This window comes from Pseudomonas brassicacearum (assembly GCF_918698105.1).
Taxonomy (GTDB): domain Bacteria; phylum Pseudomonadota; class Gammaproteobacteria; order Pseudomonadales; family Pseudomonadaceae; genus Aquipseudomonas; species Aquipseudomonas brassicacearum_F.
In genome coordinates, this window is record NZ_CAKKMI010000033.1 from 1 (window position 1) to 21387 (window position 21387).

Annotated in this window: 14 protein-coding genes, 1 pseudogene and 1 riboswitch; of the genes and pseudogenes, 6 read left to right on the plus strand and 9 right to left on the minus strand. The window is 62.4% G+C overall.

From position 1 onward, the window contains the following. The first annotated feature begins 158 nt into the window (after positions 1-158). On the plus strand, positions 159-2063 hold the full coding sequence (locus LQ215_RS14910) for an alkaline phosphatase D family protein (RefSeq protein WP_230150949.1): 1905 nt from the start codon (positions 159-161) through the stop codon (positions 2061-2063). A 149-nt stretch (positions 2064-2212) separates the two neighbouring features. Here LQ215_RS14910 and LQ215_RS14915 read toward each other — a convergent pair whose 3' ends face one another. The 6 genes from LQ215_RS14915 to LQ215_RS14940 form a co-directional block, all read right to left on the minus strand. Further along, the gene (locus tag LQ215_RS14915; protein ID WP_230150950.1) at positions 2213-2713 is read right to left on the minus strand and encodes a methylated-DNA--[protein]-cysteine S-methyltransferase; all 501 of its coding nucleotides are present in this window, start codon (positions 2711-2713) and stop codon (positions 2213-2215) included. A 174-nt stretch (positions 2714-2887) separates the two neighbouring features. After that, entirely contained in the window at positions 2888-5623 is a 2736-nt protein-coding gene (locus tag LQ215_RS14920; RefSeq protein ID WP_230150951.1) for a LuxR C-terminal-related transcriptional regulator, read from the minus strand. A gap of 358 nt (positions 5624-5981) precedes the next feature. Beyond that, positions 5982-7346: a DUF1329 domain-containing protein gene (locus tag LQ215_RS14925; protein WP_230150952.1), complete on the minus strand. Its 1365-nt coding sequence runs from the start codon at positions 7344-7346 to the stop codon at positions 5982-5984. Between the two features lie 25 nt (positions 7347-7371). Beyond that, the gene (locus LQ215_RS14930; protein ID WP_230150953.1) at positions 7372-9228 is read right to left on the minus strand and encodes a DUF1302 domain-containing protein; all 1857 of its coding nucleotides are present in this window, start codon (positions 9226-9228) and stop codon (positions 7372-7374) included. 330 nt (positions 9229-9558) lie between these two features. Beyond that, positions 9559-11241, minus strand: coding sequence for a fatty acid--CoA ligase (locus tag LQ215_RS14935; protein ID WP_230150955.1), 1683 nt, complete (start codon positions 11239-11241; stop codon positions 9559-9561). 268 nt (positions 11242-11509) lie between these two features. Continuing rightward, positions 11510-12139, minus strand: a complete 630-nt coding sequence (locus LQ215_RS14940) for a LysE family translocator (protein ID WP_230150957.1) — start codon at positions 12137-12139, stop codon at positions 11510-11512. Between the two features lie 325 nt (positions 12140-12464). On the opposite strand from LQ215_RS14940, the gene LQ215_RS14945 reads away from it, so the two are divergent. The 3 genes from LQ215_RS14945 (at position 12465) to LQ215_RS14955 (ending at position 15307) form a co-directional block, all read left to right on the plus strand. Further along, positions 12465-13430, plus strand: coding sequence for a 2-hydroxyacid dehydrogenase (locus tag LQ215_RS14945; RefSeq protein WP_230150960.1), 966 nt, complete (start codon positions 12465-12467; stop codon positions 13428-13430). Positions 13431-13463: 33 nt separating this feature from the next. Beyond that, the gene (locus LQ215_RS14950; RefSeq protein ID WP_230150963.1) at positions 13464-14462 is read left to right on the plus strand and encodes a class I SAM-dependent methyltransferase; all 999 of its coding nucleotides are present in this window, start codon (positions 13464-13466) and stop codon (positions 14460-14462) included. Between the two features lie 49 nt (positions 14463-14511). Continuing rightward, positions 14512-14634: riboswitch (yybP-ykoY riboswitch) on the plus strand. Between the two features lie 88 nt (positions 14635-14722). Beyond that, a complete protein-coding gene (locus tag LQ215_RS14955) occupies positions 14723-15307 on the plus strand; it encodes a TMEM165/GDT1 family protein (protein WP_058543354.1) in 585 nt (194 codons plus the stop codon). Positions 15308-15433: 126 nt separating this feature from the next. Here LQ215_RS14955 and LQ215_RS14960 read toward each other — a convergent pair whose 3' ends face one another. Continuing rightward, a complete protein-coding gene (locus tag LQ215_RS14960; RefSeq protein ID WP_230150966.1) occupies positions 15434-16249 on the minus strand; it encodes a M48 family metallopeptidase in 816 nt (271 codons plus the stop codon). Positions 16250-17555: 1306 nt separating this feature from the next. Here LQ215_RS14960 and LQ215_RS29765 point away from each other — a divergent pair. Beyond that, positions 17556-17750, plus strand: a pseudogene (locus LQ215_RS29765) (HAMP domain-containing protein); the annotation flags it as partial. A 114-nt stretch (positions 17751-17864) separates the two neighbouring features. Continuing rightward, entirely contained in the window at positions 17865-18608 is a 744-nt protein-coding gene (locus LQ215_RS29770) for a methyl-accepting chemotaxis protein (RefSeq protein WP_436839580.1), read from the plus strand. 334 nt (positions 18609-18942) lie between these two features. On the opposite strand, the gene hisC is transcribed toward LQ215_RS29770, so the two are convergent. Further along, entirely contained in the window at positions 18943-19995 is a 1053-nt protein-coding gene (gene hisC / locus LQ215_RS14970; protein ID WP_230150972.1) for a histidinol-phosphate transaminase, read from the minus strand. 1 nt (position 19996) lies between these two features. Continuing rightward, complete coding sequence (hisD, locus tag LQ215_RS14975; protein ID WP_230150973.1) at positions 19997-21334, minus strand: histidinol dehydrogenase; 1338 nt, start codon at positions 21332-21334, stop codon at positions 19997-19999. Positions 21335-21387: the final 53 nt, after the last annotated feature.

Sequence of the window (21387 nt, forward strand, 5' to 3'; positions counted from 1 at the left end):
ACACACCGCGGTGTCAGGTTTTGGGGGTGCTTCGCGCCCCAGCGGGAGCAAGCTCCCTCGCCACGAAAGCAGGGTTACCACGACGCCTCCCAGCCCCAGCAACCCGGCACATTGCGTTATGATCCCCGCCTCTCCCCGAACAGAGCTTTTACCCACGAATGCTGCCGTCCACTGCCGACACCCCCACCCTGCCTGCCGTCCTGGTCGGCCCACTGTTGCGACGGCTGGAGCCCACGCGGCTGGTGATGTGGCTGGTGGGCACGCGAGCCTTGGCGTTGACCTTGCGCGTGGCCGGCGTGGGCGATCGTGCACTGGATGCGACGTGCTGCACCGTGGTGCCGGTGGGGCAGCAGGCGTTTGTGCACCTGATCGATGTGCGGCTCGACAGCCCCCTGCCCCAGGACGTGACGATCGACTACGACTTGCTGGTGGACGGCGCGCCCATCGCCGAATGGGCGCCGCATCTGCTGTATGACGGCGCACAGTGTCCGAACTTCCTGCTGCATTCGCGCATCGAGCAACTGGTCCACGGCTCTTGCCGCAAACCCCACTACCCAGCCAACGACGGCCTGCTCTGCGTCGACCGGCTGCTGGCGCAAGCCCCGCAGCAGCGCCCGGCACTGCTGATGATGAGCGGCGACCAGGTCTATGCCGACGACGTCGCCGGCCCCATGTTGCGCGCGATTCATGGGCTGATCGAACGCTTGGGGTTGTTCGAGGAATGCCTGGACGGTGCCGTGGTGGAAGACAGCGCCAAGCTCTATCAGCACCCGGCCAGTTATTACCATCGTGCCGATTTGTTGCCCGCACTTGAGAGCAACGAAACCCTGCGCGAGCGATTTTTCGGCGGGGCCCGCAAGCCGATTTTCACCAGCAGCAGCGCCGACAATCACCTGGTGACTTTCGCCGAGGTCATGGCGATGTACCTGCTGGTGTGGTCGCCGGTGCCTTGGACGCTGATCACCGTGCAGCCGCCCGAATTGACCGTCGAACGGCGCCAGCGCTACGACCTGGAACAGCAGCGCATCGATGCGTTCAAGACCGGGCTGGGCAGCGTGGCACGGGTGTTTGCGCACCTGTCGTGCCTGATGATTTTCGACGACCACGACATTACCGATGACTGGAACCTGTCTGCGCAGTGGGAGGAAACGGCCTACGGCCATCCCTTCTCCAAACGCATCATCGGCAACGCGTTGATCGCCTACATGCTCTGCCAGGGCTGGGGTAACAACCCGGACGCCTTCGTTGATGTGCTGCCGCAAACCTTGGCCCTGAGCGATACCGCCCGGGACCGTTACCTCGACAGTGAGCCACAGGACAAACTGATCGACACCCTGCTGGCTTTCCAGCAATGGCATTACGTACTGCCGAGTACCCCGGCCCTGGTGGTGCTCGACACCCGCACCCGCCGCTGGCGCAGCGAGAACAACCTCAAGCAACCTTCCGGCCTGCTGGATTGGGAGGCCCTGAGCGAGTTGCAGCAGGAGTTGTTGGATCACCCCTCGGCGATCATCGTCTCACCGGCGCCGATCTTCGGCGTGAAGCTGATCGAGACCGTACAACGGGTGTTCAGCTGGTGCGGTTATCCGCTGCTGGTGGATGCGGAAAACTGGATGGCCCATCGCGGCGCGGCCCAGGTGATCCTGAATATTTTCCGCCACTCGCGTACGCCGGGTAATTACGTGGTGCTGTCGGGGGACGTGCATTATTCCTTCGTTTACGAAGTATTGATCCCACACCGCAAGGGCGGTCCGCGCATCTGGCAGATCACCAGCAGCGGCATCAAGAATGAATTTCCCCCTGCGCTGCTGGAATGGTTCGATCGCCTGAACCGCTGGCTGTACTCGCCGCGCTCGCCCTTGAACTGGTTCACCAAGCGCCGCAGCATGCGCATCGTCCCCCATACCCCGGAACACGCCGAGGCCGGTGAGCGGCTGTGGAACAGTGCCGGCATTGGCCAGGTGTTCTTCAACGAACAGGGGCAGCCCACGAAGATCTACCAGCACAACGCCAACGGCCAACCGCCGACGCGCATGCGGCCTCCCCAATCCCCATCAGCCTGAAACCTGTGGGAGCGGATGCAAAAATTGCAGTCACACCCAAACACCTGTGGGAGCGAGCTTGCTCGCGATAGCGGTGGGTCAATTGCCGATGATGCTGTCTGTGCCGCCGTCATCGCGAGCAAGCTCGCTCCCACAGGGAAGTCGGCAGGTCAGAACGCCAATTGCAGGCTCTGCTGACCTTCAAGGCTGAGCAGCAACCGTTTCGCCGCCAGACCGCCAGCGAAGCCGGTAAGGCTGCCGGAACTGCCGATGACGCGGTGACATGGGGCGATGATCGAGATGGGGTTGCGGCCATTGGCGGCGCCGACCGCCCGAACCGCCGTCGGTTGGCCAATCTGGATGGCGATGTCGCGGTAGCTGCGGGTTTCACCGAAGGGGATGGTCAACAGGGCTTGCCAGACCCGGATCTGGAAATCGGTGCCCGCGAAGTCCAGTTGCAGCTCGAAACGACGGCGCTGGCCGGCGAAGTATTCCAGCAACTGACGCTCGGTTTCCTTGAGGACCGGATGCTGGGTGTCCTCCTCCAAAGGCCCCAGCCGCACCCGATTGAGCCGCTCGTTTTCCCAGAGGATGGCCGCCAGCCGTGTCTCCCGGGCGACGAGGATCAGTTGGCCGACGGGGGATTGGATGGTTTTGTAGAGGGGCAACATCGAGGGATTCCTTGTCAAAGCCTTTGTGGCGAGGGAGCTTGCTCCCGCTGGGTTGCGAAGCGACCCTACACTTGCCACCGCGGTGTGTCAGGTTAACAGTTGGGGGCTGCTTCGCAGCCCAGCGGGAGCAAGCTCCCTCGCCACAGGAGTTTCTCACCGCTCCCAAAATCTCGCTCAGCCCAACAACCCCAACGCCTTCGCCCGCGCCACTGCCTGGGTGCGGCGCTCGACACCAAGTTTGCTGTTGATGTGGCTGGCGTGGGTCTTGACGGTGTGCAGCGAGATAAACAACTGCTCGCTGATTTCCTGGTTCGAGCACCCTTGGGCAATCAGCTGCAACACAGCCCGCTCGCGACTGCTGAGGGTTTCGACAGGCGCCGCTGGGTCGGCGAGCTGGGCCACCGTCGAGGGCAGGCGTTCGAGCAGATGCTCGCGCAAGGTACTGGGTGGTGCCTGTAGCAGTTGTTCGCGCAACCATTCACGGTGCTCGCCGAACAACCATTCGAAAGGCTGCAATACCCCGCCGCTGGCGGCTTCGAAAGCCTGGGCCAGGGTGCGACGGGCTTCGGGTTCACGCCCGATACTCAGCAGCAAGGCGACTTTCTGGTTGAGCGCCATCACGCTGAGCATCTGCCGGCCACTCTGCTGACCGTGTTCGAGCAAGGCATCGAGCCGCCCTTGCGCGAGTATCGGTTGGCCCCGGATGGACTCCAGCACCGCCTGTTGCAACTCGACATGCAGCGGCAGTTGCGGGTGGAATTCCGGTGCGGCGGCGGCCCGTTCGCCCGTGTAGGTCTGGCCCAGCCGGGCCAGCCAGGCTTCGGCCAGGTCGGTGCGGCCCTGGGCCAACCAGAGTTCGCACTTGACCAGGGTGATCATCGCCAGATAGTAGATCGGCGGAACATCCCAGATGTGCATCAGGCGCTCGGCTTCAGCCAGTTCGGCGAAGGCCCGGGCAAACTCGCCGCTGTAGCCTTCGATACGCGCGATCACGCAATGGCCGATCAGCACGCTGATGTCGCGGCAAGCGCGGGCTTCGGTGAGGCCTGCCTGCAAACGCGCCAAGCCGGCCTGGGGCTGCAGGCGCAAGGTCAACAAAAAACCTTCGTACATGATCAAGCGCGCCCGCACCGCATAAAGCCGCTGGGGCGACAGCTTGTGCAAACGTTGCAGGCCCTGGTGCACTTCATCCAGCGCCCGCAGGATCTCTCCCCGCGCCTGCAGGACCCGGGCACGATCGTAATGGGCCAGGGCCTCGAACAGTGGATTACCGACCCGCTGCGCCAGCTCCAGGGAATCACGGTTCAGGTTCCGGGCGCGCCACAGGTCGCCGTCGGCAATCGCCAGGTTCGACAGTGTGGACAGGCACATCAGGCGCTGGCCGTAACGTTTTTGCGGCAGGCTCTCCAACGCTTCGCTGCAATAGCGCACGGTGGCCTCGCGATCGCCCCGGCCACGGGCGACGATTCCGCTCAGGGCCAGCCATTGGGCGAGCATGGATTTTTGCGCAGTGGCCGAGGGAGCCGGCAGGAAACGACTCAAGTGCGCCGCCAGTTCTTCGGCAGCGTCCAACTGGCAGGCCAGCCCCAACGCCCAGCTGTAGAGCACGATCAGCCGCGGGGTGCTGATGAGCAGGCTGTCGGGCAAGTCCATTTTCCAGCGCAGCAACATGCCGACGTTCTGCTCGGCCAGCAGTTGTTCTTCCGAGAGGTTCTGCACCAGGTTCGCCGCCACATCCAGGTGCCCGGCCCGCAGCGCCTGTTCCACGGCTTCGTCGATCAGGCCCTGGGCGTTGAACCAGCGGCAGGCCCGCAGGTGCAGGGTCGCGGCCGGGACCATGGCCGGTGCGCTGGGGCGACTGCGCAGCAGGTCGGAAAACAGATGGTGGTACCGGTACCAATGGCCGTGCTCATCCAGCGGCACCAGGAATACCTGGTGGGCCGCCAGGTAACGCAGGATCTCGGCGCTGTCATGGGCTTCGCGCACGGCGTCGCACAGTTCGCTGCAAAAGCGTTCCTGAGGGGCCGTGTCGTAGAGAAATGCCTGCACCTCGGCGGGCAGGCAGTCGATGACTTCTTCGAGCAGGTAATCGCGAATCAGCCCTTCGCCGCCGTGCAAGGCCTGGGGCAGCAGGCCTTCGGTACCGGCTTCGGAGGCGGCCAGCAACCAGAAGCGCAGCCCGGCCACCCAACCTTCGCTGCGCTGGATAAGATTTTCCAGCGCCTCACCGCGCAACGAACTGCTGTGATGTTGGAGCAGGGTCAAGGCTTCGTCATGGGTCAGGCGCAGGTCCTGTTCATTGAGTTCGAGCAGTTGCCGCGACAGGCGCAGGCGCGCCAAATGCCAATCCGGGCGCTGGCGACTGGTGACAAGGACCAGCATCCCGTCGGGCAGGTGATTGAGGAAAAATTGCAGGCAGCGATCCAGCACCGGGCTTTGGGCCAGGTGGTAATCGTCGAGCACCAGCAGAAAGGGCTCGTGGGGCGATAAGTGTGTGGACAGTTCGTCCAGCAGGCCGTCGAGCCATTCTTCGAAGGCAAAGGGTTGATGGCGCTGGCGCATTTTCAGCAGCCCCAGGGCCCTGCCGCCCAATTGCGGGAAAAAGGCCTGGAGTCCTTCGAGCAACCGTTCCAGGAAGCGGCCCGGATCGTTGTCCCGGGCGCTGAGCCCCAGCCACAGGCTTTGCCAATGGGCCGGCAGGCTCTGGCAGAACTCCACCGCCAGGGAGCTTTTGCCAAACCCCGCCGGGGCACTGACCAACAGCAACCTGCCTCCGAGCCCTGCGCTCAAACGCTCGCACAACCGCGGCCGCAGAACATGGCCGTCGGGTAAGGGCGGGCGGTAGAAACGCCCGTCCTGTACCGCGATGGCTGCGCGGGCACAATCCGGAAGTGAAGACAAATCAGTCATGGCCGGCTCTTGTTGAAATGCGGGTGGCGGCGTTGCAGATGTCCGCAGACTAGCGGTAAACGAGGAGGTATTGAAGGGAGTGCTACAAATGGCTACAAAAAGACTACACGCCGACCGACTTGAAAAAACTTAGGCAGCCACCGCTCTTGTGGCGAGGGAGCTTGCTCCCGCTGGGTTGCGAAGCAACCCCCAAAGGCAGCGACTGCGTTGTACCTGACACAATGAGAAGGCTGGTTTGGGGCTGCTGCGCAGCCCAGCGGGAGCAAGCGCCCTCGCCACAGGGGTTTTGTGTGGGTCAAAAAAACGCCCCGAACCAGTCGGGGCGTTTCTTCGAGGATGCGGCCTCGGGTAAAGCGGTTTAGCGGATGCCGTCCTGACGCAGGGCGTTCGGGGTGAAGTCGGCGGTGGTGGCGGTGAAGCCGAAGTCGTAGGCCGATTTCTCTTCGTTCTTCATGCCCAGTGCCAGGTAGCGGCCGGACTGCAGGTCGTAGAGGGTTTCCAAGGCGTACCACGGCACTTGCTTGTCGTAGTAGTTCTCGGCATGGGCCTCGGCCACGCGCCAGAGTTGGCCACGACCGTCGTAGTGGTCGATCACCGCGGCTTGCCAGGTGTCTTCATCAATGAAGAAGTCACGCTTGGCGTAGATGTGGCGCTGGCCTTCCTTCAGCGTCGCAGTCACATGCCAGACACGACGCAGCTCGTAGCGGGTCAGGTCCTGATTGATGTGGCCGGCCTTGATGATGTCGGCGTACTTGAGTTGCGGCGAATCGATCTTGTAGCTGTTGGCGGCGATGTACAGCTCCTTCTTGCCTTCCAGCTTCCAGTCGTAACGATCCGGCGCGCCGTTGTACATGTCCAGGTTGTCGGAGGTACGCAGGCCGTCGGCGGCGGTACCCGGGCCGTCGTAGGACACTTGCGGGGCACGGCGTACACGGCGCTGGCCGGCGTTGTAGACCCACGCCGAACGCGGCTCCTTCACTTGGTCGAGGGTTTCGTGTACCAACAGCACACCACCGGCCAGGCGCGCCGGCGCGGTCACTTGTTGCTTGAAGTAGAACAGGATGTTGCCCGGGTTGGCCGGATCGAAGTCCTTCATCTTGTCGCGGAACACGAATTGGTCGCGGAAGTACACCAGGCTGTACGAACCGTTGGGCTGCGGGGTGGCCTGGGTAACCAGGCGCGTCACGCTGCCGCCGCGATAGCGGGTGATGTGGTTCCAGATGACTTCCACGCCGCTCTGGGGAATCGGGAACGGCACGGCTGTCTCGAAGTTCTCCAGGCCGTTGCCGCCGGAGACCAGCTTGGTGTTGACCGCGTTTTTCTTGATGGAGGCGAACACCTCGTCCGGCACGGTGGCACCGCGATGGGTCGGATAGACCGGCATCTTGAAGGTTTCCGGGTAACGCTTGAACATCGCGTACTGGCCCGGGGCGAGCTTGTCCTTGTACTGCTCGACGTTCTGCGCCGTGATGGTGAACAGCGGTTTTTCAGTCGGGAATGGGTCGGCAAGGAAGCCCTTGCTGTCCACGGCACCGGCATTCTTGGCCATGGGTTTCCAGGCCGAGATCGAGCCGTCGGCATTGCCGGCCATCTCGGCGCCCATCGGGGTCAGGCTCTTGCCGAGTTTATCGGCCTCGGCCGCAGGCACTGCCGCCATGACGCTGGCGGCCAGCAGGGAGAGCCCCAGAACACCGGCCTGCAACAGATTCTTTGTTATTTTCATAGTGTGTCGTCCTGAAATACGGTGCTTAGAAGGTCACGCCGACGCTGAGCGCCAGGAAATCACGATCGTCCACAGTGCTGAAGTCGCCACCAAAGAAGTTGGTGTAGGCCAGGCTGGCGTTGTAGGTGTTCTGGTACTCGGCATCCAGCCCGAGGCTCACGGCTTTGCGGCCTTCCTCGAAGTTGCCGCCAGGGCCTGGCGAGTAGCCTTTGACGTCATGGGACCAGGCCACGTTGGGCTTGAGGTTCACGCCGGCGAAGACGTCCGGGTATTCCCAGATGGCGCGCGCGCGGTAGCCCCAGGAGGTGGAGGTGGTGAAGCCGTCGTTGTTGCAGTTGCTGTTGACGTCGTTGATGGTCTGGCCGCCCCCCGCCGCAGTCGAGGTATTGAGCGAGTTACAGAAACCGTTGGGCAGTTCGCCCGGCCCGAACACCGGATCGCGGCCATAACGAGCGTCGGATTTGCTTTCCAGGCCACCGACATGGGTCACCCCGATTTCACCCACCAGGGTCAGGCGGCTGGCGCCCATGACCTGATCCAGGAAGTGCGTGAATGTGGTCTGGAACTGCGTGATCTCCTTCCGACTGTAGCCATGCAGGTCTTGGCCTGGCGTGCCCTGGAGCACCGATGCATCGCCAAACCCGGGAAGCGGCGTCACACCGGCGAAGAGAATGTCAGTGGTGCTCAGTTGCACTGGCGCATTCGGGCGATAGCTGATCTCACCGCTCCACGCCGTGCCGGTAGGCAGTGTCGTGGAGAAACTCAGGCCATAGAGACGGATATCCTCCGGGTATTCGACGAAGTAGTTGGAGTTACCTGCCACGATCAGAGGACGCAGTGCCGCGATTGGCCCCGCAGTGTAGAACTGCTGCGCTGCCCCCTGGGCACTGAAAATCGGCGCACGACTGTGGTAGTTCATGAAGTAGGCACCGAACTCGGTGTCCAGCGGTTCGAACATGTACTTCAACGATGCGCCCCACTGGCCGCTGTCGCGGGCATCGCGGTCCGGACCACGACGTACCAGCACGCCTTCTTCGTTGATATCAACACCTTGGCCTTCCAGGATTGGAAGAATGACGCCCGGCAACGGAATGGTCGAACGCTTGTTCAGTACCCGCAGGTTATCGGTACACCCATCGGCAATCACATCCGGCTGGGAGAAGAACGTACCGCAGTTATCCACCACGGTCTGGTCCCACTCCAACTGGTAGAACGCTTCGGCCGACAGGTTGTCGGTCAGGCTCTGGGAGACGTAGAACATATTGACCGGGATCAGGCCTTCCTTGATCTCGGCACCAGGGCGACGGAACGCGGACACGTCGACCGGGTTGATGGAGTTGATGCCGCCCTGGATGAAGGTACTTTCACCCCAGCTGACCACCTGCTTGCCCAGGCGGACCGAACCCGGCTGATCGGCAATGGCATAGTTGTGGTAGACGAATGCATCGAGAATCTGCCCGCCGGAGGACTTGGCGCCTTCCTTGCGGTTGCTGTCGCTGATGTCCTTGTACAGGCGACTTTCGTCCTTGAGTTCGAAGTCGTACCAGTACTTGCCGCGCACAAACACGCCGGTATCGCCGTACTTCAGTTCCAGGTCGTGGATGCCCTTGAAGATCTTCGAGAAGGTTTCCCCTCGCTTGAAGTTCAAGTGACCGTCATCGGAGGTCTGCGACAAACCCTTGCCGCCATTGTTGACACCGATCAGGTCCTTGTTGGCGTTGGCCGTGGACCAGCTCGCGCCGACCGACAGGGACGAGTCGAACTGGCCTTCGATTTCACCGATGTTGAAACTGACGCCGAAGGCTGGCCCGGCGAGCGAAGAGGCGAGACTGACCGCCAGAGGCAGTTTTGCCCGGCGCCAGAACGTGGTTGCTGAGGTCATCGACGCTACTCCATGTGCATTATTGTTATGGCAGTGGACCTTTCAAGAACACCTCGATGGCAGGGAGCGACAGCATCCCGACATCCATCAAGGTCGCATCGCCCTTTCGTGCGTGCGCCCCGTTCCTGAGAATCCGTTAGCGGACTATAGCCAGCAGGTAGTACGGCTTGATCCCTCTAAAGTGTGATTTGCGGCCCCGACCACTCTGGAACAGTCCTTTCGCCAGGCCGACAGGTGTCGGCACGGCAAGGATGGCTGAAATTTGCGGTTTGACAAGTCAAGCGCTTGCTTGGTGGGGCTGCCGTGCCCTTTCGGGCACGGAGAAAAGGCCTAAAGCGTGGAGAGGAAGGCGCTGTTGTTGCTCTGCCATTCGGTGATGTCGACGCGGATGCGCTTCTTGTCGAGCTTGCCGACGCTGGTCTTGGGAATTTCCGTAACAAGGGCGATCTGGCTCGGGATCGCCCACTTGCTCAAATGCCCCAGCTCGACGAACGGCTTGAGGTGTTCCTTGAGTTCGCGGGCCCCGAGCTGATGCCCTTCGCGAACCACCAGCAAGGCAAACGGCCGCTCACCCCACTGCGGGTCGGGGATGCCGACCACTGCTACTTCGCGTACCGCCACGTGACGGCTGATGAGGTCTTCCAGGTCCAGGGAGGATATCCATTCGCCACCGGTCTTGATCACATCCTTGATGCGGTCACGGATGTCGATGAAGCCCATGTTGTCCAGTGTGGCGACGTCACCGGTGTGCAGCCAGCCGCCGGCCCAGAGCTCGGCGCCCTTCTGTGGCTCGTTGAAATAGCCCTCGGTGAGCCACGGCGCGCGCAGCACCAGTTCACCCTGGGTCTCGCCGTCGGCCGGCAGGAAGCGCCCCTCGGTGTCGACGATCGCCGCTTCCACCAGCGGGCCCGGCACACCGGCCTTGATCCGGTAGGTGGTACGTTCGTCTTCGCTACCGGCCATCAGTTCATCGTTGAGGTGGGCGCAGGACACCAGCGGGCCGGTTTCCGACATGCCATAGGCGGCAGTGAGCTGGATGCCCCGGGCCTTGGCCGCTTCGTACAGGCTGCGGTTCAGGGCGCTGCCGCCGATGACGATTTTCCAGCCGCCGAAATCGGTGTCCTGGGCGCCCTTGGCATTGAGGACCATTTGCAGGATGGTCGGCACGCAATGGGAAAAGGTGACCTTTTCCTTGCGCCACAACTGGACCAGGAATTCGGGGTCGTAGCGACCCGGGTAGACCTGCTTGAGCCCGAGCATGGTCGCGACATAGGGCAGGCCCCAGGCATGGACATGGAACATCGGCGTGATGGGCATGTACACGTCGTTGGTGCCCAGCAGCCGAACGCTGTCGATAGACCCCATGATGGTCGCCACGCCCATGGTGTGCAGCACCAGTTGCCGATGGGTGAAGTACACGCCCTTGGGGTTGCCGGTGGTGCCGGTGGTATAGAACGTGGTGGCGACGGAGTTTTCGTCGAAATCCTGGAAGTCGTAGGTCGGGGCGGCAGCGGCCAGCAGTTGTTCGTATTCACCCACCAGGTTCGGCAGGTCGGCGGTTTTTTCCGGCAGGTCGGTCAGCAGCAGGGTTTTGTCCACCGTGGTCAGGTGCCCGGCAATCGCCTGGTACAAACCGACAAACTCGCTGTTGACCAGCACGAAGCGGTCCTCGGCGTGGTTCATGGTGTAGAGGATCTGTTCCGGGGACAGGCGCACATTGATGGTGTGGATCACCGCGCCGATCATCGGGATCGCGAACATGCATTCCAGATAACGATGGCTGTCCCAGTCCATCACCGCCACGGTATCACCGGCCTTGACCCCTGCCTCGGTCAACACGTTGGCCAGCCGCGCGACCCGTTCGATCAGCGTCGGATAGCTGTAGCGCAACTGGTCACGGTAGATGATCTCGCGGGTTTTCTCGTAACGCGTGCCGGACATCAGCAGCCGCTTGATCAGCAGCGGGTATTGATAGGCGCCTTCGGCTGGAGGAATAACGCGAGTCTGCAACATAAGAGTCCCTTTTCTGACTGCACGGTCTTGGCTGGAAGTAAGCACTCTAGAGCGCTTATACACTGATCAAATCAGCCGAAGGAATGATTTGATCAGTGCGCCAATACTAGCCCTGAGCCATGTCCAGGACCTGCGCGCACCTGTAGGAGCTGCCGAGTGCAACGAGGCTGCGATCTTTTAATCGTTCGCTCACGACTCAATTGTCAGGAGAAAGATCGCAGCCTCGTTGCACTCGACAGCTCCTGCACAGCTACGACACAGAGCGGGATCAGTGCGCCTCGGTAAACGCCAGCTTCACCCCAATAGCGACGAGCACCGCGCCCATGGTCCGGTCGAACCAGTGACCCATGCGCGCAAAACCGGCGCGCACCCGCTGCTGGCTGAACAGCAGCGCCACCAGGCAGAACCAGGCGGCCGTCGCCACCGCCAGGTATACGCCGTAACCAGCCTGGACGGCCAACGGCGTATGTGGGTTGATCACCACGGTGAACAGCGACAGGAAAAACAGCGTCGCCTTGGGGTTCAGGCCATTGGTGACGAAGCCCGAGGTGAACGCGCCGCGGGCGGTACGCTCACCGGCCTCCTTGTGCAAGTTGTCATCGGTGGGCTTGGCCGGTTGCGCCCGCAGTGCCTTGAAGCCGATGTACAGCAGGTACGCGGCGGCGGCCCACTTCAGCGCGTTGAACAGCACGATCGATTGCGAGACGATCAGGCCGATGCCCAGCAACGAATAGCCCACGTGCAGGAAAATCGCCGTGCCGACGCCCAGTGCCGTCCAGGTCCCGGCGCGCCGGCCGTGGGTCACGCTTTCGCGCACCACCACGGCAAAATCCGGCCCGGGGCTGGCAACGGCCAGCAGGTGGATCAGGGCGACGGTGAGGAATTCGGTGAGGTACATGGTGGAGCTCCTTGGGACAATCTTTGTTGGATGAAACCCTGTGGCGAGGGAGCTTGCTCCCACTCGACTGCGCCGTAGGAGCTGTGTATGAGCTGTGTAGGAGCTGACGAGTGCAACGAGGCTGCGATCTTTCCCCAGACACTTGAATCTCAAGCGAAAGATCAAAAGATCAAAAGATCAAAAGATCAAAAGATCGCAGGCTTCGCCAGCTCCTACAGAGCCCAGCGCTTGCTGCCTCGCCACGAGTACACACCGCCACAGCCACATTTCATCTGATAGGCTCGCCACATTACGCCTTCGGTTCTTGACATAAAAGGTACAGCTGATGACGAACACCGCTCGTGCAGTTTTCCTCGACCACCCTTCCCTGGACCTCGGCGACCTGGACCTGGGCCCGCTGCGCAGCTGCTTCAGCGACCTGCAATTGTTCGCCCGGACCACGCCGGACCAGGTCATCGAGCGGCTCAAGGGTGCCACCGTGGCGATCACCAACAAGATCGTGATCGATGCACAGGCCATGGCGGCCAGCCCCGAACTGAAGTTGATCCTGATCAGCGCCACCGGCACCAACAATGTCGACCTGGCCGCCGCCCGCAGCCACGGCATCACCGTGTGCAATTGCCAGGGTTACGGCACGCCGTCGGTGGCCCAGCACACGCTCATGCTGTTGCTGAACCTGGCGACGCGCCTGGCCGACTATCAAAAGGCGGTGGGTGCAGGTCGCTGGCAGCAGGCTTCGCAGTTCTGCCTGCTGGACTATCCGATTGTCGAACTGGAAGGCAAAACCCTCGGTTTGCTCGGCCACGGTGAATTGGGCAGCGCCGTCGGGCGGTTGGCCGAAGCCTTTGGCATGCGTGTGCTGCTGGGGCAGGTCCCCGGGCGTCCGGCCCGCCCCGACCGCTTGCCGCTGGAACAACTGCTGCCACAAGTCGATGCCCTGACCCTGCACTGCCCGCTCAACGAGCACACCCGCAACTTCATCGGCGCCCGCGAACTGGCGCTGCTCAAGCCCGGTGCATTCGTGGTCAACACCGCCCGTGGCGGCCTGATCGACGAACAGGCCCTGGCTGAGGCCCTGCGCAGCGGGCACTTGGGGGGCGCGGCCACCGACGTGCTCAGCGTGGAGCCGCCGACCCAGGGCAACCCGCTGCTGGCCGGCGATATTCCACGGTTGATCGTCACCCCGCACAACGCTTGGGGCAGCCGCGAGGCGCGACAACGGATCGTCGAGCAAATGAGCGAAAACACCCAAGGCTTTTTCAGCGGTACAGCGCGGCGTGTCGTCAGTTGATAAACTGCCGCACTTTTTTTCAAGGAGCAGACCATGGATCCGCGCAGTGAAGTACTGCTTCGTCAGGCCGAGTTATTCCAGGGCTCGGTGTTGTTGGCCGGCCTGCCCGCCGACGACCTGCTCGGCCGTTTGCCCCAAGCCCATGGCTGGTGCTGGCATGCCGGGGATCAGGCCGCGCTGGAGGCTCGCTTCCCCGAGCGCAGCCACTTTGGCGTGAACATCCCCGAGCGTGGGTTCGACACGGCTGTGGTGTTCCTGCCCAAGGCCAAGGACCTGACCGACTACATCCTCAATGCCGTGGCGGCGCGCCTGGCCGGGCGCGAGGTGTACCTGGTGGGGGAAAAGCGCAGCGGTATCGAAGGCGCGTCCAAACAGCTCAACCCGTTCGGCAAGCCGCGCAAGCTCGACAGTGCGCGGCATTGCCAACTGTGGCAGGTCACCGTCGCCAACGCGCCCGAGGCCAAGCCCCTGGAAAGCCTGGCCCAGACTTATGAATTGCCCCTGGCCGAAGGCCCGTTGAAGGTCATCAGCCTGCCGGGGGTGTTCAGCCATGGTCGCCTGGACCGCGGCAGTGCGCTGCTGTTGGAACATCTGGATAAACTGCCCAGCGGGCATTTGCTGGACTTCGGCTGCGGTGCCGGGGTGTTGGGGGCGGCGGTCAAGCGGCGCTATCCGCACAACACCGTCACGCTGTTGGACGTGGACGCATTCGCCGCCGCCAGCAGTCGCCTGACCCTGGCCGCCAACGGCCTGGAGGCCGAGGTGCTGACTGGTGACGGCATCGACGCCGCACCGATGGGCTTGAGCGCGATCCTGAGCAACCCACCGTTCCATGTCGGCGTGCACACCGATTACCACGCCACGGAAAACCTGCTGCGAAAAGCAGCCAAACATCTGAAAAACGGTGGCGAACTGCGGCTGGTTGCCAATAGTTTCCTCAAGTACCAGCCACTGATCGAGGAACATCTGGGCGTCTGCGCCATCAAGGCCGAAGGCCAGGGCTTTCGTATCTACCGGGCCAAGCGCGGTTGAAATCTTTTAGGCAACAGCACTTGCTCAATCGGATTTGCCTAGGCAGAATCCGCTCCGTCCTAGGGGAGTAGTCTCCCGCGAGCGCCATGCTCGCCCGGCATACGTCAACATACTTGGTCAGCAGACCATGGCGTATGCGGCCCAAGCGTCCACACAGATGGCCGCTGGGTTTGACAAGACCTATGACACGCACACCTTACCCGGGGCGGGAAGGCTGTACGTGTCATAGCCGTGTCGACCCGCCCCTTTAGGAATTCCTGATGCTGGACTCACTCCTCGTACCCACGGCGATCGTTGCGCTGGCCGAAATCGGCGACAAGACGCAATTGCTCGCGCTCATCCTGGCCGCTCGTTTTCGCAAACCCTGGCCAATCATCGCCGGCATCATTGCCGCGACACTCGCCAACCACGCAGCCGCCGGGGCCGTAGGGGCCTGGGTCAGCGGGTTTTTCTCCAACGCGATGTTGCACTGGATATTGGCGGCCAGCTTCACGGCCACGGCGCTGTGGACCCTGGTCCCGGACAAACTGGACGATGAAGAAGCGAACACGGCCCGCAAGTTCGGACCATTTCTGACTACGCTGATTGCGTTCTTCCTGGCGGAAATCGGCGACAAGACGCAGATCGCCACGGTGATGCTCGCCGCGCAATACCCGGAGTTGTGGCTGGTGATCATCGGCACCACCGTGGGCATGTTGATTGCCAACGTGCCGGTGGTCCTGGCGGGCAATTTCGCCGCCGAGAAACTGCCCCTGACCCTGATCCGCCGCCTGGCCGCCTCGGCATTCTTCGTCCTGGCGATCGTGGCGGTGTACAAGGCGATGCAGAGTAGTGGGTGGGTTTGAAGCTGTTGTGGCGAGGGAGCTTGCTCCCGCTCGGGCGCGCAGCGGCCGCAAAAGCTTAGGGCTGCTTCGCAACCCAGCGGGAGCAAGCTCCCTCGCCACAAAAACAGTTTCACCCCTTGACGATGCTTACTTCTTGGCCTGCTGATAAAGCGGCATCACCTTCGGAATCGCCGCCTGCAACGAAGCGATACGGCTGCTCGACGACGGGTGGGTGCTCATGAACTCCGGTGGCGCGCCTTCCGAGGCCTTGGCCATCTTGTTCCACAAGGTGATCGCCGCGTTCGGGTCGTAGCCGGCGCGGGCGGCCAGTTCGAGGCCGATCAGGTCGGCTTCGTTCTCGTTGCCGCGGCTGTTGGGCAAGGTCATGCCGTAGTTGGCGACGGTGTCGGCCAACGCCAGGCTGTCCTGGCCCAGGCCGAACAAGGCGCCGGCGCCTTGCTTGGCCATCTCGATGCCATAGGCCTTGGACATCGCTTCGCGCCCGTGCTCGCGCAGGGCGTGGGCGATTTCGTGGCCCATGATCGCGGCAATTTCAGCGTCGGTCAGCTTCAACTGGTCGATCAGGCCGGTGTAGAACATGATCTTGCCGCCAGGACCGCAATTGGCGTTGAGTTCATCGCTCTTGATCAGGTTCACTTCCCAATTCCACTGCGCCGAATCCGGGCGGAACACGGGTGCCTGGGCAATCAGGCGGTCGGCAATGACCTGGATGCGCTTGGCGTCGTTGCTGGTCTTGTCCAGCGCGCCCTGGGCTTTCGCCTCCCCCATCGTCTTTTGATAGGACTGGGCATACATCTGGTTGACCTGATCGGTCGACAGCATGCTGAACATGTACTGCTTGCGCTCCACGCCCACGGCTCCGCCGCTGGTGGTATTGACCGACTGGCAACCGGCGAGCAGCAGCGCCGCGCTCAGAGCACTCACCCTCAATGTCTTGTTCATGTAAAAGAAGCTCCCTGGAAACGTGGGCGTATCCTAGGCCTTGATTTGTATCGGCGCCAGATACAGAACGAGGGATTGCAGATTTTTTCGGACAGGCCCTCACTCAGTCCATTTGCGACACTCACGCAGCTAAAACAGTCAGCCGACGAACAGCGCCTCATGCCGCGCCACAGAAACGCCGATAACCACTCCAGACGTCATTTCCGCGTCCGGAGCCTTTATGAAATTCAAATCGATCCAGTTTTCCGTGGCTGCCCTGGCCGGCGCCATCGTGCTCAGCGTGGTGGGCGCCCTTGTGCTGTATGCGCTGTTTGCCGGCGCGCGCACCCAGGACATGGTGCAACAGCGGACCAAGGCGCAGTTCGAACAGCTCATCGAACAACGCCTCGGCGCCCTGGCCCGCACCCAGGCCAGCCTGATCCAGCGGGAACTGGAAGCCCCGCTGCTGCTCGCCCGCGGCCTGGCCACCAGCAACGCCCTGATGGGCATGAACGGCGCGGACGGCAACCCGCAACTGAAGGTGTCCCGCGAGCAAATGATCAGTCTGTTGCGCGAGACCGTGGTGCGCAATCCGAAGATCCTCGGCGCCTACATCGCCTGGGAGCCGAACGCCATCGACCACGACGACACCCATTATGTGAACAGCCAGGTGGTGGGCATGGAAACCAACGGGCGTTTCCTGCCGTGGTGGTTCCGTAACCAGGACGGCACTCTGGGCCTGGAAAAACTCGCCGATGTGACCGATCAGAAACTGCTGTCCACCGGCATCCGCGCCAGTGAGTACTACCTGTGCTCCCAGGACAGCAAGAAAGCCTGCGTGATCGACCCGGCACCCTATCGCGTCGGCAACACGATGACCATGCTCGCCTCGTTCATCGAACCGATCATGATCGATGGCAAGTTCCAGGGCATCGTCGGCGCCGATCTGTCGGTGAACTTCATCCAGGACATGCTCGTGGCCGCCGATGGCAAGCTGTACGACGGTGCCGGGGAAATGGCCTTGCTTTCCAGCAACAACCGGCTGGTGGCCTTCACCAAGGACCCGAGCAAGCTCGGGGAAAAAGCCAGCGATCTGCTGGACGCCAGCGAACTGGATAACCTGGCCAAGCTGGGCGTCGGCGAAGTGCGCTACGACATCGACGAAGAACACGGGCATATCGAGGTGTACATGCCGTTCGGCATCGGCGAGACCAACGCCCGCTGGACGCTGATGTTGCAATTGCCGCTGAGCGCGGTCATGGCCGATCTGCAAGCGCTGCAGAAAGACCTCGACCATCAACGCCAGGCCGACATCTTCGGCATGGCGATGGTGGGCCTGGTGATTGCCGGCATCGGTCTGTTGGTGATCTGGCTGGTGGGCCACGGCATTGCCCGGCCACTCAAGCAAATGGTGGCGATGCTCGATGACATCGCCCAGGGCGAAGGCGACTTGACCCGTCGCCTGGTCAGCGACCGCGCCGATGAACTGGGGGCGATCGCCAGGGGCTTCAATACCTTCCTGAGCAAGTTGCAGGGCATGATCACCCAGGTGGTGACCTCGGTGCAGAGCGTCAGCGATTCGTCGGAGCACACCGCCGATATTGCGATCCGCACCAACCAGGGTGTGCAAAAGCAGATGTCGGAGATCGATCAGGTCGCCACCGCCGTGCACGAAATGACCGCCACCGCCCAGGACGTGGCCCGCAACGCGACCCAAGCCGCCCAGGCCGCCAGTCATGCAGACCAGGCTGCCAGCCAGGGCATGCAGATCGTGCGGGACACCTCCACCTCCATCGGTGCCCTGGCCGTGGAGATCGGCAAGGCGGTGGGTGTGGTGCAGACCCTGGCCAAGGACAGCGAGAACATCAACGCGATCCTCACCGCCATCCGCGGAATTGCCGAGCAGACCAACCTGCTGGCCCTCAACGCGGCCATCGAGGCCGCCCGGGCCGGTGAACAGGGCCGTGGGTTCGCGGTAGTCGCCGATGAAGTGCGCAACCTGGCGCAGAAGACACAACAGGCGACCGAAGAAATCCAGACGATGATCCAACAGTTGCAACAAGGCACCCGGGACGTGGTGCGGGTGATGGAAGACAGCCAGAACCGCACCGACGAAAGCGTGCAGCAAGCGGCGAAAGCGGCCCAGGCCCTGGAAACGATCACCCAGGCCGTGTCGGTGATCAACGACATGAACACCCAGATCGCCAGCGCCGCCGAAGAACAAAGCGCCGTAGCCGATGACATCAACCGCAACGTGATCAACATCGGGCAAGTGGCGAGCGAAGTCGCCAGCGGCGCCGACGAATCCAGCGCGGCCAGCGCCGGGTTGACCAAACTGGCGGAGCAGCAACGGCGGTTGATCAATCAGTTCAGGGTCTGATCCAAAGGCCTCATCGCGAGCAAGCTTTGCTCCCACAGGGGATTGGCGGTGAAATGCCGATCTTGCGAACGCCCGAAAAAACTGTGGGAGCTGGGCTTGCTCGCGATGGCGTCCGTTCAGCCAGCCTTGAAGTGACTGACACTACGCCACCGCGAGCGGGCTTGCTCCCACAGGGGATTGGCGGTGGCATGCCGATATTGCGAACCCCCCAAAAAACTGTGGGAGCAAAGCTTGCTCGCGATAGCGTCAGTCCAGCCAAACATTGAGGTGACTGACACTACGCCATCGCGAGCAAGCTTTGCTCCCACAGACTCCCACAGGTTCAATGCAGGGTTTAGAGTTCGCCGAGGGCGTCTATCAGCGCTTGGTTCTGCTCCGGTGTGCCGATGCTGATCCGCAGGAATTGGGCAATCCGCTCCTGTTTGAAGTGCCGCACGATCACACCCTGCTCCCGCAGTTTCGCCGCCAACCCTGCCGCATCGTGCCGGGGATGGCGGGCGAAGATGAAGTTGGCCGCCGAGGGCAGCACTTCAAAGCCCTTGGCCTGCAGTTGGGCCACGACCCATTCGCGGTGCTCGATGACCAACCGGCAAGTCCGGTCAAAATATTCGCGATCATCGAACGCCGCCGCGCCACCGACATTCGCCAGGCGATCCAGTGGGTAGGAGTTGAAGCTGTTCTTGATCCGCTCCAGCGCTTCGATCAGGTCCGGATGGCCCACCGCCAGGCCCACGCGCAGCCCCGCCAGGGACCGGGACTTGGACAGGGTCTGGGTCACCAGCAGGTTCGGATAGCGATCCACCAGGCTGATGGCCGTCTCGCCGCCGAAGTCGATATAGGCCTCGTCGACCACTACCACCGAATCCGGGCTGGCCTTGAGGATTTGCTCGACCGCTTCCAGCGCCAGCAGGCAGCCGGTCGGCGCGTTCGGGTTGGGGAAAATGATCCCGCCATTGGGTTTGGCGTAGTCTGCCGGGTCGATTCGGAACTGCTCATCCAGCGGCACCGCATCGAACTGGATGCCGTACAACCCGCAATACACTGGGTAGAAGCTGTAGCTGATGTCCGGGAACAACAGCGGCTGGTCGTGCTGCAGCAGGCCGTGAAAAATGTGCGCCAGCACTTCATCCGAGCCATTACCCAGGAACACCTGGTTGCTCTGCACGCCGTAATAGCGGGCCACGGCGCTTTTCAGCAGGTCGCTGTTGGGATCCGGATACAGGCGCAGGTTGTCGTTCAGCTCGGTCTGCATCGCCGCCAAGGCCTTGGGCGATGGGCCGTAGGGGTTCTCGTTGGTGTTGAGCTTGACCAGGCGGCTCAGCTTTGGCTGTTCGCCCGGCACGTAGGGCACCAGGTTCTTGACGAACGGGCTCCAGAATTTACTCATTTCAGTTCCCCTGCCCTTTAACGGAATTCTCATCAAGAATGCGGTACTCGGCACTGCGCGCGTGGGCGCTCAGCGATTCGCCACGGGCCAGCACCGAAGCGGTCTTGCCCAGTTCGGAGGCGCCCTGCTCGGAGCAGAAGATGATCGACGAACGTTTCTGGAAGTCATACACCCCCAGCGGCGACGAGAAGCGCGCGGTGCCGGAAGTCGGCAGCACGTGGTTGGGGCCTGCGCAATAGTCGCCCAGGGCCTCACTGGTGTGACGGCCCATGAAGATCGCACCGGCGTGACGGATCTGCGGCAACCAGGCCTGTGGGTCGGCGACCGACAATTCCAGGTGTTCCGGCGCGATACGATTGGCGACTTCGATGGCCTGCTCCATGTCGCGGACCTTGATCAGCGCGCCACGGCCATTGATCGACGTATTGATGATCTCGGCGCGGTCCATGGTCGGCAGCAGCTTGTCGATGCTGGCGGCGACCTTGTCGAGAAACTCGGCGTCCGGGCTGACCAGGATCGCCTGGGCGTCTTCGTCATGCTCAGCCTGGGAAAACAGGTCCATGGCAATCCAGTCCGGGTCGGTCTGGCCGTCGCACACCACGAGGATTTCCGAAGGGCCGGCGATCATGTCGATGCCGACCTGGCCAAACACGTGGCGCTTGGCGGTGGCGACATAGATATTGCCCGGGCCGACCACCTTGTCGACCCGCGGCACACTTTCGGTGCCATAGGCCAGCGCAGCCACGGCCTGGGCACCGCCGATGGTGAACACCCGGTCCACGCCAGCGATGCAGGCGGCGGCCAGCACCAGTTCGTTGATTTCACCGCGCGGGGTCGGGACGACCATGACCACTTCGGTCACGCCGGCGACCTTGGCCGGGATGGCGTTCATCAACACCGAGGACGGATAGGACGCCTTGCCGCCCGGCACGTACAGGCCGGCGCGGTCCAGCGGCGTGACCTTCTGGCCCAGCACGGTGCCGTCGGCTTCGGTGTAGCTCCAGGAGTCCTGTTTCTGCCTTTCGTGATAGTCGCGTACCCGGGATGCGGCTTTTTCCAGGGCTTCGCGCTGGGGCACGGTGATCCGGGTCAGGGCCAGTTCCAGGCGCTCGCGCGGCAGGATCAGGTCGGCCATGGACGCCACTTGCAGGCCGTCGAACTTCTGGGTGAATTCCACCAGGGCGGCATCGCCACGTTCGCGCACGGCCTTGATGATGTCCAGCACCCGCTGATTGACCGAGTCGTCAGACACGCTTTCCCAGCTCAGCAGATGATCCAGATGATGTGCGAAATCCGGGTCGGCAGCATTGAGTCGGCGAATCGAAGTGGGAGCGGTCATAGCGAGGGCCTCATTAATGGCAAATGCTCAGGCGCCCTAAGCTACCAGTCCAT